This is a genomic window from Saccharothrix variisporea (assembly GCF_003634995.1).
In the GTDB taxonomy this organism is placed as follows: Bacteria; Actinomycetota; Actinomycetes; order Mycobacteriales; family Pseudonocardiaceae; genus Actinosynnema; species Actinosynnema variisporeum.
Map to the genome: position 1 here is coordinate 8264325 of NZ_RBXR01000001.1, position 14365 is coordinate 8278689.

The following is a 14365-nucleotide window of genomic DNA, read 5'->3' on the forward strand; positions in this document are numbered from 1 at the left end:
TCACAGCGAGCGGGCCAGCGCCAACCCCGCCGCCCGGCCGGAGAACACGCACCCGCCCAAGAACGTCCCCTCCAGCGCGTTGTACCCGTGCACCCCACCCCCGCCGAACCCGGCGACCTCCCCGGCCGCGTACAGCCCCGGCAGCACCGACCCGTCCGGCCGCACGACCTGCGAGTCCAGGTTCGTCTCCAACCCGCCCAGCGTCTTGCGGGTCAGGATGTTCAGCCGCACCGCGATCAGCGGGCCGTGTGCGGGGTCCAGGATGCGGTGGGGCTTGGCCACGCGCGTGATCCGGTCGCCCACGTACCGCCGCGCGTGCTCGACGGCCGCCAGTTGCAGGTCCTTGCCGTACTTGTTGCCCAGCTCCCGGTCCCGCGCGACGATCTGCTTCTCCAGCACGTCGTGGTCCACCGCCGGCCCGCGGGCGATGCGGTTCATCCCGTCCACCAGTTCGCGCAACGTCGAAGCCACCACGAAGTCCACGCCGTGCTGCTTGAACGCCTCCACCGGCCCCGGCGCGCCCTTGGCCAACCGGCTGCGCAGCGCCAGCTTGACGTCCTTCGACGTGATGTCGGGGTTCTGCTCGGACCCCGACAGCGCGAACTCCTTCTCGATGATGGTCTGCGTCAGCACCAGCCACGAGTAGTCGTACCCGCTCGCCAGGATCGCCTTGAGCGACCCGTTGGTGTCGAAGCTCGGGTAGTTCGGCGCGGGCAGCCGGCGACCGGTGGCGTCGAACCACAGCGACGACGGCCCGGCCAGGATGCGGATCGCGTGGTCGGGCCAGATCGGGTCCCAGTTGACGATGCCCTCGGTGTAGTTCCACATCCGGTCGCGGTTGACCACGCTCGCGCCCGCCGTCTCGCTGATGCCCAGCATCCGGCCGTCCACGTGCGCGGGCACGCCGGAGATCAGCGTCTCCGGGCACTTGCCGAGCCGTTCGGTGGGCCAGTACTTCCGGATCAGCTCGTGGTTGTGCCCGACCCCGCCGGACGCGACGACGACGGCCGCGGCCCGGTGCTCGAACTCGCCGACGACCTCCCGCGAGGACGCCTTGCCGCGCTCCAGGTCGTCGCAGGGCTCCAGCACCGCACCCCGCACGCCGACCACGGCGCCGTCCTCGACGACCAGCTCGTCCACCCGGTGCCGGAACCCGAACTCGACCAGCCCGCGCTGCTCCGCCCCCAGCACGGGTTCGGCGAACACGCGCACCACCTCGGGTCCGGTGCCCCAGGTCAGGTGGAAGCGGGGCACGGAGTTGCCGTGCCCGTCCGCCCGGCCGTCGCCGCGCTCGGCCCACCCGACCAGCGGCAGCACCCGCAACCCCAGGTCGTGCAGGTACTGGCGCTTGCCGCCGGCGGCCCACTCCACGTAGGCCTGGGCCCAGCGGCGCGGCCAGGTGTCCTCGCGCTCCCGGTCGAACGCGGCGCTGCCCAGCCAGTCCTGCAGGGCCAGCTCGTAGCTGTCCTTGATGCCGAGCCTGCGCTGCTCGGGCGAGTCGACCAGGAACAGCCCGCCCAGCGACCAGAAGGCCTGCCCGCCCAGGTTGTTGCGGTTCTCCTGGTCCAGCACCAGGACCTTCTTGCCCGCCTTGGCCAGCTCGTGCGTGGCGACCAGGCCGGCCAGTCCGGAACCGACGACGATGACGTCCGGGTTCATGCGTCCCCTCCGGGGGTGGTGTAGGCGAGCACGACTGCTTCGAACAGGTCCAGCCGGCGGCGCCGCGCCGCGGGGTCGTCCGGCTCGACCAGGCACTGCACGGTGGTCCCGTCGTGCACGGCGACCAGCGCGAGCGCCAGCGCCCGCGGGTCGGGGACTTCGCGTCCGACCCGCCGCAGGAACGACACCAGGACCGGGGTGAGGGTGCCGGCGATCGCGTCCTCCCGCTGGGCGACCACCTCGCGCAGGCCCGGCGTGCGCAGGGCGTGCGCGGTGAACTCGGCGGTGACGCGGTACCAGGCGTCGTCCACGCCCACCGCCGCGTCGACCAGCTCCACGACGTCCCGCGCGGTGGTCACGGCCGCGGTGTCGGCGGCCTCCAGCGCGCGGCGCAGGTCGTCCAGCAGCGCGCGCGACCGGTCCGCCCACATGGCCAGGAACAGCTCGTCCAGGGAGGCGAAGTTGGAGTAGAACGCGCCCCGGGTGAACCCGGCCCGCTCGCACACCTGCTCGACGCTGGCGCGCCCGAAGCCCTCGGCGGCGAACACCGCCAGCGCGGCCTCGTGCAGGCGGCGCAGCGTCTCGACCCGGCGGCGGGTGGGCGGCATGCGGACCTCACTCTCGATACACCACCGTATCCGATACGGTCGTGTATCGGAAGAGGTCAGACGGCCCGGTGCACGCCCCGCACCCGTGCCGCGCCCGCGTACAGCCAGGCGAACAGCACCCACATGCCCGCGAAGATCAGCCCGACGACCACGTACGCGACCGCCCACAGCACCGCCGGGGTGTCGCTCTTGCGTTCACGCTGGAGGAAGTCGATCTCCGCCATGAACGCCCGTGCGCCGTCCCGCGCCTCGATCGCCGGCGCGTTCGCCGCCGGGTCGGCCGGGGCGTAGAGCGGCAGGATCGCCATCACGCCGTCGGGGGTGTGCAGACGGACGCCGGACTTCCACTGCCCGTAGACCGGCAGCGGCTGGGCGGTCCGGTAGACGCCGTCGCCGACGCGTTCCAGCGGGGTCGTGGCGAAGTCGCCGCCCTGCCAGGCGAACCCGTTGAGCCACACCGCGTCCTCGACCGGGTGCTCCAGGGTGACCGTGGCGTGCACCCAGCGGGGCGCGGCGTCGCTGTTGGGGTTGGACACCTCGAACCCGGTGGCGGCGTCGGTGAGCCGGACGGCCCCGGACAGCGGCGGCGGGTCCTGCGGCACCGCGACCGCCGCCATCAGCCCCACCGCGGCCAACGCGCCCACCAGCCCGGGGAGGTGCCGTGGACCGGCGCTCTCCGCCCGTTCGGCGACTTCCTCGATGCGCTCGTGCTGCCACACGCCGATCAACGCGCCCGCGACCGCCGCCGCCGTGCCGTAGACGACGAACCACGCCAACTGCTGCGCCGGCCACGGGTTCGGCATCAGGAACGTAGACAGCGCCGCTTCGCCCAACATCCCCACCGTGCCCGCCCCGACCCCCGCGACCAGCGCGAACCGCCACCGCGTGGCGAACAACGCCGCCGCTTCGACGACCACGGCCTCGGCCACGTACGGCAGCGGCACGGCCAGGTGCAGGTCGTTCAGCGCCGGGATCACCGAGAACAGCACCCGGCTGCCCAGCAGCACCCCGAGCACGATCAGCGTCCCGCCCGGTCCCCACGACAGCCGCCCTACGGTCAACGTCCACGCGCCGACCAGCCCGACCAGCACCACCTGCGCCAGCATCGGGAACTGCGGCACGCCCAGGTCGAACTCCATCAGGAACGTCGAGGCGCCCATCAGCCACGCGCCCGCCAGCAGCGGCCCGAGCAGCCGCACCAGCCGGCCGTGCGCCCCGACCTGCCGGGCCTCGGCCAGCAGCAGTTGCAGCCCGATGACGACCCCCACCCCGCCGCCGATCATCAGGATGTGCGTGGGACCCCACTCGGTGACGTCCTGCCCGAACAGCCGGTGCCACACGTCGTCCAGCGGGAACCCGGCCACCCCGACCAGCCCGGTCGCCGTCATCTGCACGCTGCCCAGCGGCACCCGCCAGTTCCCGGTCACCTTGATCGTCCGCGCCGGCAGCGGATCCCTGGCCAGCGCGGCACTCACGATCCCGCTGGCCAGGATCCCCATCAGCCCGAAGTAGATGGGGAAGTGCGAGGGGTTCGCCAGCGGCCCCTCGTCCCGTCCCAACTCCATGTGGATCGGGACGTCCCAGTACACGCCGACCAGCGCCGAGACCCCGGACAGTCCGGCCAACCCCATCGGCAACCCGGCCCACCGCGGCAGCCCGGTCCGGTCGGCGACCCGATCAGCCAGCCTCCCGAGCACGTTCCCCCGCCCGGCCCGCTCGGCGACCACGAACAGCAGCACCGGCACGAACACCAGGGCCGACATCGCCGCCGCGATCAGGACCTGCGAGAACTCCGCGCCACCCGCCGGTGGTGCCTCGTGAGCCAGGACGTGCATCGTCGCCTCCTGCCGCGCGCCGGGTCAGGGGGCGACCATACCAAATATCTGCAACCTCCAGTAACAGTTACCTTCATTCACACCAACCGCCGTGCCCGCCGCCTCTAGGCTGACCGGGTGACCTACACCGACTCCGAGGCCCGAACCCTGCGCACGGCGGTGTTCGGCGCGATGGTCCTGGTCTCCACCGCCGAACCGGGCGCCCTGGACCAGGAAAGCCACGCCGGCATCCGCGCCCTGAGCACCTTCTCCCCGACCCTGCGCGAAGTCCTGGCCGCCGACCACCCCGAACTCCCGGAGGGCACGGTCGCCGACGTGGAAGCGGGCGTCCTCACCGCCCTGCGCCGCTCGGTCGAAATCCTGACCGCGAAGTCCCCTCAGGACGCCTCCACCTTCCCCGGCGCGGTCCTGACCATCTGCCAGGAAGTGGCCACCGCAGACGGACACGTGGGCGAGGGTGAACACGCGGTGATCACCCGCGTGCGCGAGGCGCTGGCGGGCTGACAGGGGGCGGCCGCCGGCGGCCGCCACCCCCTCGCCACGTCAGCAGGCGCCTTGGTCCTGCCAGACCGCCCAGGACCCCGGTGCGCCGGGCTCCGCGCCCGACGAGTACCACGTGGACTTCCACTTGTGCCCGTTGTGGGAGACCACGTCATCGGGCACGTAGGACGCCGACGCACTCCATGCCGGAAGCCCCGCACACCCGCCCGGCCCGCCACCGGTCACGGTCAAGGTGTAGGTCGCCGAACGACTCACCGCACCGGTCCCGACCACGGTGATCGTGTACGTCCCGGCCGCCACCGACGCACCCACCGAGATCGTCGCCGTGGACGAGCCACCGGACTGGACACTGGCAGGGCTGAACGCCACCGACACCCCGGAAGGACCGCTGGCGGACAACGACACCGTCTGCGGCGAACCCGACGTGGTCGCCGTGTTCACCGTGGCGGTCCCGGAGGATCCCGCGCCGATAGACCCGGAGGTCGGGTTCAGCGACAGTGCGAAGTCGCCCGGTGCGTCCCCGGTCACGGTGAGCGTGTAAGTCGCCGTGTGGGTCGCGGAACCCGTGCCCCGCACGGTGATCTGCGAGGTCCCGGCGGGAACCGACGCGCCGACCGAGATCGTCGCCGTGGACGAGCCACCCGACTGGACACTGGCAGGGCTGAACGCCACCGACACCCCGCTGGGAGCGCTTGCCGACAGCGTCACCGTCTGGGGTGACCCCGAAGTCGTCGCCGTGTCGACCGTGAAGGTGGCCGACGAACCCGCCGCGACCGACCCGGAGGACGGGCTGAGCGACAGCGAGAAGTCGTTAACCGGGGCGTCGCTGACGGCCTGCTTCCAGATCGTGTAGGCGATGCCGTCCGACGACCGGTCCAGGGCGGTGGGGTTGATGTTGCTCGTCGTGTCGCACCTGCTGTGGTAGCAGGAGTCGTAGGCCGCACCGGCCGTGCCGCCCCACTTCGCGGCCTGGGCGCTGGTCTTGCGGGCCGAGGCGCCGGTGGCGTAGCCGGAGGACGGGATGCCCGCCTGCTGGAAGGAGTAGTCGTCGGACCGGCCCGCGCCCTCGACGTTCTCCTCCGGCGCGAGGTTCAGCGACGTCCAGTACTCGCGCAACGGGGCCGCCGCGGCGGTTCCGATGTTGTTGACGAAGTAGCCGCCGTTCCGGGAGGCCACCATGTCGAAGTTGTAGTAGGCCTTGATCGCCGAGCGCTGCGCCGACGACAACTGGCTCACGTAGTACTTCGAGCCGTTGAGCCCCTGCTCCTCGTCGGTCCACCAGGCGAACCGGACGTGCTTGGTCATGCTCGGGTTCCGCGCCGCCAACTGCAGCGCGTTCTCCAGGATCGCCGCGGAACCGGACCCGTTGTCGTTGATGCCGGGTCCCGCGGACACGCTGTCGAGGTGTGCGCCGAACATGATCGTCTGGTTGGCGTCGCCGCCGGGCCAGTCGGCGACCAGGTTGTTGGACACGTACGTGCAGGTCGTGCACCGCTGCTCGGTGACGGTGTACCCGGCGGCCTGCAGCTTGCCCTTCACGTAGGCCAGCGACTGCGCGTACCCGGCACTGCCCGCGCGCCGGTGACCGCCGTTGGCGGTGGCGAAGCCGTTGAACTGCGCCAGGTGCGCCTGCACGGCGGTCACGTCGACGTCGGGCGGTGCCAGGACCGTCGCGGCGGGCTGGGCCTGCGCGACGCCGGCGGTCACCCAGGCGAGGGCCGCCAGGGCGACCACCGCACCCAGGACTCTGTGCTTCATCCGGTGCTCCTTGTCCAGCAGGGAAAACCACACCGGCCCTCGCAGGAGGTGGCGGCCCGGCTGCGGTGCGGTCGAACCACCGCAGCGTCGCACCCGCGCCGGCACACCCGGTAGGGCTTCCGGTAGGTACCCGCCGCGGCGATTCCCCGCCACACTCCAAGGTTGCGCCCGCGCAGCACCGGACCACGGGCGCGAATGGTGCTATAACACCAACCCCATACCGTCTACTTAGGACTGAGCTGCCAGCGCGAGCAGGTCCTTGTTGCCGTCCGCCCACACCACGGTCATCATGACCCCCGCGATCCGCCACGCGCCTTCGACCCGCACCAGCCGGAACTCGTAGTTCCCGCCCAACGTCCACAGCGGCGACCCGAACCGGTTGGCCAGCACGTGCGTGGCCTGGAACGACGCCGTGCACACCGCGCTGTCGCCCGTCACCGTCACCAGGTGGTTGGCCACGAGGTGCTGGGTCGCGTCGAACGCCCCGAGGAAGCCCGACCACGCGCCGACGATGTCCGCCGGGGTGAGCGTGGCGGGCTCACCCCCGTTGAGGCTGGTGTAGTCAAGCGTGACCGAAGGCGCGAAGACCTCACCCAGCCGGTCCCACTCCCGCCGGTCGGCGTGCACCGCCATGCGCGTGCAGACCTCGACGATCTCGTCCCTGTCGCTCACCCGGTCCTCCTTCTGCGAACGTGGTTGTCGATGCGAGGATTCCTCGAAGATCATGGTCGGTGCAAACCACCGGCAGCGGACTCATCGAGGTGTCGCACGCGTTGAACCTGACCAGCCTGGGCCTCACGGTCGACCAGGAACGGGTGTACCGGCACTTGCTCCGGTCACCGGGCGAGGTCCCCGCCGACCTGTCCGGCGTGGACGTGCGAGCCGTCCTGGACCAACTGCGCGACCTGGAGGTCGTCGACGACCTGCACCACCCCGCGCCCCCGGCGGTCGTGGTGGACCGCCTGATCCGCCGCCGCGTCGAACAGACCTCCCGCGAACTGCACCGCCTGAGCTCGGCGTGGGTCATGGTGCGCGACCTGGTGGAGGAGCAGCTCCGGGGCAGGCCGGTCGAGCTGGTGGAACGCATCGAGGGCGGCGACAGCGTCAACCGCCGCGTGTGGCACCTGGCGTCCACCGCCACCGAGACGATGAACATGAAAACCCGCCCCCGCAGCCGGGCCGAACCCGACGAGAAGGCGGAACAAGCCTTCCACCGAAGACTCGCCACGGGCCTGACCAGCCGAACCCTGGTCCCCGCGGCATCCCTGGACGACCCGACCCAACGCGCCTACGCCCTACGCCAACACGCCGCCGGCGACCACCACCGCGTCAGCGACCACCACACCCGCCAACTCCTGATCATCGACCGCTCGGTGGCGTTCGTGCAGCTGGACCCGGCCGACCAGTGGGCAGGCGCGGTGGAGATCCGCCAGCCGGGCATCGTGGCAACCTTGGTGGAGTCCTTCGAGGCCGCCTGGACCCGAGCCCGCGAACTGGACGTCCCGCTGACCACGATCGAACGCCAGGTCCTCCGCTCCCTGGCCCAGTACGACAAGGACGAGGCAGCCGCCCGAGCCCTGAACATCTCCCTCCGCAAATACCGAGCCCACGTAGCCGACGTCATGACCCGCCTGGGCGCCACCACCCGCTTCCAGGCAGGCCTCCTGGCCAAGGACCGAGGCTGGCTCTAGCCACCTTCCGCCGCGCGAAGCGAGGGCGGCTTTCCACGTGGTGACCACCACAGGTGGAGGGCCTCGGTTCCCCCGCCGTATGGCCTGCCCGAAGGGCTACCACAGATTTCCCCGGTGCAGCCGAACTTTTTTGTGAGGAACGAGCAAAAAAGTTTAGCGGCACCGGGGAAATCTGTGGTTGGCTCCGCCAGGCCATACGGCGGGGGAACCGACGCCCTTCACCCCCCGCTGGCGGCCTGCCGCGCGGCGAGCGCCGCTTGTGATCTTTTGAGCTTTTGATCTTGAGAGCGCGCCAGCGCGTCGCTTGAAAGCGAAGCGACCCTCCCAAAGTTCAAGAAAGCTTGAGAATCTGAGCGGCGACCTCGACAGGGGCCTCCAGAGGCAGCATGTGCCCGGCGTTCTCGACCACCACCGACTCGCCGCCCACCGCGTCCGCCAACGCCCGCGCGTTGTACTCGCCCACCAGCCGGTCCTCGTCCCCGACCACCGCGATCACCGGCTTCTCCGCCGCCACCGTCAACGCGGCCTCCCGGTCGTACCGGTCCACCGCCGGCCGGAACAACGCGACCGTCTCCGGCCAGTGCGCCCACACCATGTCCGCCGTCAGCTCGACGTCCTCCGGCCGGGGCTGGTCGCCGAACAGCCACCACCGCAGGCCCGCCGTCTTGGCCGGTTCGATCCGCTCCCGCACCGCCCGCACGATCGGCCCGAACGCCCGTTCCAGCTCGCGCACCAGCTTGCCCAGCGCCTTGGGCCACGCCAGCGAGGTCTCCGACATCCCGCTGGCCGCGGTCGACACGAACACCAGGCCCGCCACGCGCTGCCGGTACAACCTCGGCCGCCGCTCGGCCAGCGCCATCGCCGCCATGCCGCCCATCGAGTGCCCCGCCACCACGACCTGCCCGCTGGGCACCAGCCGCTCGATCAGCTCGCCCAGGTCGTCGCCGAGTTGCTCGATGGTCGCGGTCTCGCGGGTGGCCGGGGTGGACTCGCCGTGGCCGCGGTGGTCGTAGGCGATGACCGCCACCGACTCCGGCAGTTCGCGGATCACCCGGTGCCAGCTGCGGTGGTCCAACGCGTAGCCGTGCGCGAGCACCACGGTCACCTCGGCGTCGGGCGTGCCGCTGCGCACCAGGTTCAGCTCCGCGCCGTCCTCCAGCCGCAACCGCTCGGTCGCCATACCGCCGTCCTTTCGCTCGTCGGACCTCACCGGGTCCAACGACGAGCCGAACGGAACGTCACGGTCGGGCGAGAGCGAAGGTCCCCACTGGCCCAGGTCCAAAGACCCCATTCCGGTGCAACCACGACCAGACCGCTAACAGCCCGTGAGCACCACCCGAAACACAGACCAACAGACGCCCCCGGCATCACCCGTTTGGTGTAGTACTCACCCTCGACCGGAACCCGGTGCACCCATGACCTCCACCTCGCGGCGAGGACTGATCGCCGTCGCGGCCCTGGCGCTGATCGTCACGCCGACCGCGCACGCCACCACCTTCGGCACCCCGGCCGCCGCCTACACCGCGGGCGGCCTGACCACCGGAGGCCTCTACTACGCCAAGTCCGGCAGCACCCTCACCCTGACCGTCAAGACCGACGACCGGGCACGATGTGTGCAGGTCACGGGCCTCCCCACGCAAACATCACCCACCCCCAAGACCACCTGGACCTTCACCCACCCCGCCGCGTCCGGCGCGGACGGCGTGCGCACCGCCACCGTCACCATCGGCGAGAACAACAACCCCAACAGCGGCTGCACCAACCGCACCGCCACCACCGGCGTCTCCTACGTCCTGGACAACACCGGCCCCACGGCCACCGCCGCCCTCGCGCCCGCCCCGAACCCCGCCGGCTGGAACAAGGACAGCGTCGCCGTCACCTGGACCGCCGACGACGCCGGGGGAGTGGGCGGCGGCACGGTGACGTCCCCGACCACCATCGCCGCCGACACCGCGGGCACCACGGTCACCGGCACCGCCACCGACGCCCTCGGCAACACCGGCCCGACCGCCTCGGTCAACGTCCGCCGCGACACCGCCGCACCCGCGATCTCGTCCGCGACCACCCCCGCCGCCAACGCCCACGGCTGGCGCAACGGCCCGGTCACCGTCACGTTCACCTGCGCGGACCCGCTGTCCCACATCGCGTCCTGCCACGCCGACGGCACCACCTCCGCCGCCCGCACGCTCACCACCGAGGGCGCGGACCAGTCCGTCTCCGGCACCGCCACCGACAACGCGGGCAACACCCAGTCCACCGTGGCCGGTGACATCGACATCGACCTCACCTCGCCCACGATCTCCGCCGCGACCCCGTACACGGCAGGCACCTGGACCAACCAGCCCGTCACCGTGACCTTCACCTGCGCCGACGCGCTGTCCGGCGTGGACACCTGCACCACCCCGGTCACCCTGTCCGGCGAGGGCTCCGACCAGTCCGCCACCGGCACCGCCTCGGACAAGGCGGGCAACACCGGCACCACCACCTTCGGCGACGTCGACATCGACCGCACCGCACCGGTCACCACCGCCACCGCGCCCGCGACCTGGACCAACACCGACGTGACCGTGCGGCTCACCGCCTCGGACGCCCTGTCCGGCGTGCGCGAGACCCGCTACTCCGTTGACGGCGGCCCCGAGCAGACCGGCACCAGCGTGCCGTTCACGACCGAGGGCAGCCACACCCTGACCTACCGCAGCACCGACCACGCGGGCAACGTCGAGACCGCGCGCACGGTCACCGTCGACATCGACAAGACCCCGCCCGGCATCAGCCACCACCTCAGCCCCGCCGCCAACGCGCACGGCTGGAACTCCGGTCCCGTCACCGTCCAGTTCAGCTGCACCGACACCGGCTCGGGCATCGCGTCCTGCGGCCCCGACCGGACCGTCTCCGACGAGGGCGCGAACCAGCCCGCCGACGGCACCGCCACCGACCGCGCCGGCAACTCCGCCACCGACCCGGTCCGCGTGAACGTCGACCGCACCGCGCCGACCATCACCGCCACCCCGGCCACCACCCCCAACTCCCACGGCTGGTACCGCGAAGACGTCACCGTCACCTACTCCTGCTCGGACGCGCTGTCCGGCGTGGACACCTGCCCGGCACCCACCGTCCTCACCGAGAACGCGGGCACCGCGTCCGGCACCGCCGTCGACGCGGCCGGCAACACCGCCACCGCCACCCTGACCGGCATCAACGTCGACAAGACCGCCCCCACCCTCACCGGCACCCCCTCCACCACCACCTGGAGCACCGCCGACGTCACCGTGACCTGGACCTGCACCGACACCGGCTCCGGCGTGCTCGACGAGCCCGCCCCCAGCACCGTGACAGGAGAGGGCGCGGACCTGGCCGCCACCGCCTCCTGCACCGACAAGGCGGGCAACACCACCACCGCCACCGTCTCGGGCATCCGCATCGACCGCGCGGCCCCCGCCACGCAGGCCGCACCCGTCGCCGCCGGCTGGCACGCCGACCGCGTGGACGTCACCCTGACCGCCACCGACGCGCTGTCCGGCATCGCGCAGACGCAGTACCGCGTGGACGGCGGCCCCGCCCAGCCCTACACCGGCACCTTCGCCTTCACCACCGGCGGCAAGCACACCATCGCCTACTGGAGCACCGACACGGCCGGCAACACCGAGGACCCGCACGCCCTCGCGGTGTGGATCGACAACGCGGACCCGACCGTGACCGCTGACCACGCGGCCGTCAACGCCAACGGCTGGCACAGCGCGCCCGTCACCGTGTCCTTCACCTGCGACGACACCCAGTCCGGCATCGCGAGCTGCGCCGACCCCGTCGAGCTGGGCGAGGGCGCGGACCAGTCCGCCACCGGCTACGCCACCGATGGCGTCGGCAAGACCGCGACCACCACCGTGACCGGCCTGAACGTCGACCTGACCCCGCCGACCCTCACCCCGTCGCCGACCGCCGGCTGGCACCGCGCCGACGTGACCGTCCACTGGACGGCGTCCGACGCCCTCTCCGGCATCGACACCGCACCGGCCGACAGCGTCATCACCGGCGAAGGCCGATCGCTGAGCGCCGGCCCCGTGACCGCGAAGGACAAGGCGGGCAACGAAAGCGCACCCACCTCGGTCACCGACGTGCTGATCGACCGCACCGCACCCGTCGTCGCCGGCACCACCCTCACCGCGCCCAACGCGAACGGTTGGTTCCGCGACGAGGTCGTCGTCGACTTCACCTGCACCGACCCCAAGCTGGCGGACGGCAGCGACGGCTCCGGCGTGGCGACCTGCCCGACCAGCCGCGTGCTGCGCGGGGACGGCGTGGACCAATCGGTGACCGCCGACCCGGCCACCGACGTCGCCGGCAACACCAGCGCCCCGGTCACCTTCGGCGGCGTGGACATCGACGGCACCCCGCCCACCACGACCGCCGCCCACCAGTGCGCCGGCTGGTGCACCGGCAGCACCGCCACCGTCGTGCTGACCGCGTCGGACGCCCTGTCCGGCGTGACCGAGATCCACTACCGCCGCGACAACGGCCCCGAGCAGACCGCCCAGGGCGCGACCGCCACCGTGACGATCCCCTTGGACGGCAGCGGCGCCGGCACCCTCACCTACTGGGCCGTCGACCGGGCCGGCAACACGGAGAGCATCAACACCGCCGCCCTGAAGTGGGACAACATCGCCCCGGCGGTCACCCACAGCCTGTCCCCGGCGCCCAACGCCGACGACTGGAACAACAGCGACGTCACCGTCACCTTCTCGGCCCAGGACGACGGCTCGGGCTCCGGCGTCGACCCGTCCACCGTCACCCCGCCCACGGTCGTCTCCACCGAAACGGCCGGCACCACCCTCGTCGGCACGGCCCGTGACCTGGCCGGCAACACCGGCACCGACACCGTGACCGTCCGCCTGGACAAGACCGCGCCGACCATCACCGCCGAGGTCGTCGGCGGCCCGAAGGCCTGGCACACCGCCCCGGTGACCGTGCACTTCACGTGCACCGACAACGGCTCCGGCATCCCGGCCACGGCGTGCCCGGACAACATCGTCCTGGCCGGCGACGGCGCGGCCCAGTCCGCCACCGCCTCGGTCACCGACCGCGCCGGCAACACCTCGACCGCCACCGCGTCCGGCATCAACATCGACCAGACCGCCCCGGCCTTCACCACCCTCTCGGTGGCCGACGGCGCGATCTACGAGTTCACCGCCCCCGCCCCGACGTGCACCGCCTCCGACGCGGTGTCCGGCGTGGACACCTGCACCCTCACGGTGTCACCGCAGGGCGACGGCACCCACACCTTCACCCCCACCGCCCGCGACCGGGCCGGCAACACCGCCACCCGCACCGGCAGCTACCAGCTGCGCCTCTACCGGTTCAGCGGCTACCTGCAGCCCGTCAACGACCCGGCGACCCCGGTCAGCATCTTCAAGGCGGGCAGCACCGTGCCGGTGAAGTTCCAGCTCCGCGACGCCGCCGGCAACCCCGTCCAGTCCACCCAGGCCCCCACCTGGCTGACCCCGGTCCGCGGCGGCGCGACGACGTCCCAGGTCAACGAGTCGTCCTTCACCGACCCGGCCACCACGGACGGAGCCTTCCGCTGGGACGCCACCGCCCGCCAGTACGTCTACAACTGGCAGACCAAGGGCCTGTCGGCGGGCTACCACTACAAGATCGGCGTGAAGCTCGACGACGGCCAGCTCAAGTACGTGACGGTGGGTCTGAAGTAGACCCCAGCACCCGAACCCGCCGATCGAGCAACCAGGCAAACCCTTCCGGATCCCCGACCACGAGGTGCACGACCCGCTCCCCGGCCCGCACGGCGACCACAGGTCCGCCGGGCGGGCCGGCCGCTTGCGCCACCCACACGGCCCGGATGTCCCGCAACAACACCCGCCCGCCGTGCAGGTCGTCCCCGACCCGCCACCGCAACCACTTGTCGTCCATCGAGGCGGTCGCCAGCACGGGCTTCCACACCCCGACCCCGCGCACGGCCCGAGCCCGACTGCGCACCACCAACGACGTCCCCGCCACAGCGCCGTCTGCGGTGTCGAGCAGCACCCCGTGCGCCCGAACCACCAGCAAGACCCCCAACACCCCGGCCACCAGCGGCGGCACCACCAACACGGCCCGCCCGGTAACCCCGACGACCCCCACCGCCTGCAACACGGCCCCCGCCGCGACCACCGCCCACCCACTCCACCGCACGTACCCGCGAGCGAGGAAGAACCCGACCGGCAGCAGACACCCGACCGCCAACACCACCCACCAGACCGTGCCACCACCCCCACCCACCAGCACGGTCACCAGGCTCTCGACCGGCGGCCCGAAAAACCCC

At 72.0% G+C, this 14365-nt stretch carries 10 protein-coding genes; 3 read left to right on the forward strand and 7 right to left on the reverse strand.

The genetic code is table 11. From position 1 onward, the window contains the following. From DFJ66_RS37790 to DFJ66_RS37800, 3 genes are read right to left on the reverse strand one after another with little or no spacing between them, the layout of a single operon-like run. The gene (locus DFJ66_RS37790; RefSeq protein ID WP_121228741.1) at window positions 1-1659 is read right to left on the reverse strand and encodes an FAD-binding dehydrogenase; all 1659 of its coding nucleotides are present in this window, start codon (window positions 1657-1659) and stop codon (window positions 1-3) included. Beyond that, the gene (locus DFJ66_RS37795) at window positions 1656-2267 is read right to left on the reverse strand and encodes a TetR/AcrR family transcriptional regulator (protein ID WP_121228744.1); all 612 of its coding nucleotides are present in this window, start codon (window positions 2265-2267) and stop codon (window positions 1656-1658) included. The genes DFJ66_RS37790 and DFJ66_RS37795 overlap by 4 nt, the downstream gene beginning before the upstream one ends. A gap of 56 nt (window positions 2268-2323) precedes the next feature. Next, on the reverse strand, window positions 2324-4102 hold the full coding sequence (locus DFJ66_RS37800) for a hypothetical protein (protein WP_121228748.1): 1779 nt from the start codon (window positions 4100-4102) through the stop codon (window positions 2324-2326). Between the two features lie 117 nt (window positions 4103-4219). Here DFJ66_RS37800 and DFJ66_RS37805 point away from each other — a divergent pair, with 117 nt between their 5' ends. Further along, window positions 4220-4606: a tellurite resistance TerB family protein gene (locus tag DFJ66_RS37805; protein WP_246030079.1), complete on the forward strand. Its 387-nt coding sequence runs from the start codon at window positions 4220-4222 to the stop codon at window positions 4604-4606. A gap of 39 nt (window positions 4607-4645) precedes the next feature. On the opposite strand, the gene DFJ66_RS37810 is transcribed toward DFJ66_RS37805, so the two are convergent. Continuing rightward, window positions 4646-6361, reverse strand: a complete 1716-nt coding sequence (locus DFJ66_RS37810) for a M28 family peptidase (protein WP_121228751.1) — start codon at window positions 6359-6361, stop codon at window positions 4646-4648. Window positions 6362-6589: 228 nt separating this feature from the next. Beyond that, complete coding sequence (locus DFJ66_RS37815) at window positions 6590-7033, reverse strand: nuclear transport factor 2 family protein (protein ID WP_246030080.1); 444 nt, start codon at window positions 7031-7033, stop codon at window positions 6590-6592. A gap of 59 nt (window positions 7034-7092) precedes the next feature. Between DFJ66_RS37815 and DFJ66_RS37820 the strand changes: the two genes are divergently transcribed. Next, the gene (locus DFJ66_RS37820; RefSeq protein WP_121228757.1) at window positions 7093-8052 is read left to right on the forward strand and encodes a helix-turn-helix domain-containing protein; all 960 of its coding nucleotides are present in this window, start codon (window positions 7093-7095) and stop codon (window positions 8050-8052) included. A gap of 331 nt (window positions 8053-8383) precedes the next feature. Here DFJ66_RS37820 and DFJ66_RS37825 read toward each other — a convergent pair whose 3' ends face one another. After that, complete coding sequence (locus DFJ66_RS37825) at window positions 8384-9232, reverse strand: alpha/beta fold hydrolase (RefSeq protein ID WP_121228760.1); 849 nt, start codon at window positions 9230-9232, stop codon at window positions 8384-8386. 235 nt (window positions 9233-9467) lie between these two features. Between DFJ66_RS37825 and DFJ66_RS45220 the strand changes: the two genes are divergently transcribed. Beyond that, on the forward strand, window positions 9468-13757 hold the full coding sequence (locus DFJ66_RS45220; protein WP_121228763.1) for an OmpL47-type beta-barrel domain-containing protein: 4290 nt from the start codon (window positions 9468-9470) through the stop codon (window positions 13755-13757). Here the strand turns inward: DFJ66_RS45220 and DFJ66_RS37835 are convergent. Then, window positions 13729-14334, reverse strand: a complete 606-nt coding sequence (locus DFJ66_RS37835; protein WP_147459465.1) for a hypothetical protein — start codon at window positions 14332-14334, stop codon at window positions 13729-13731. The two genes, DFJ66_RS45220 and DFJ66_RS37835, sit on opposite strands and share 29 nt — an antisense overlap. Between the last annotated feature and the right edge of the window lie 31 nt (window positions 14335-14365).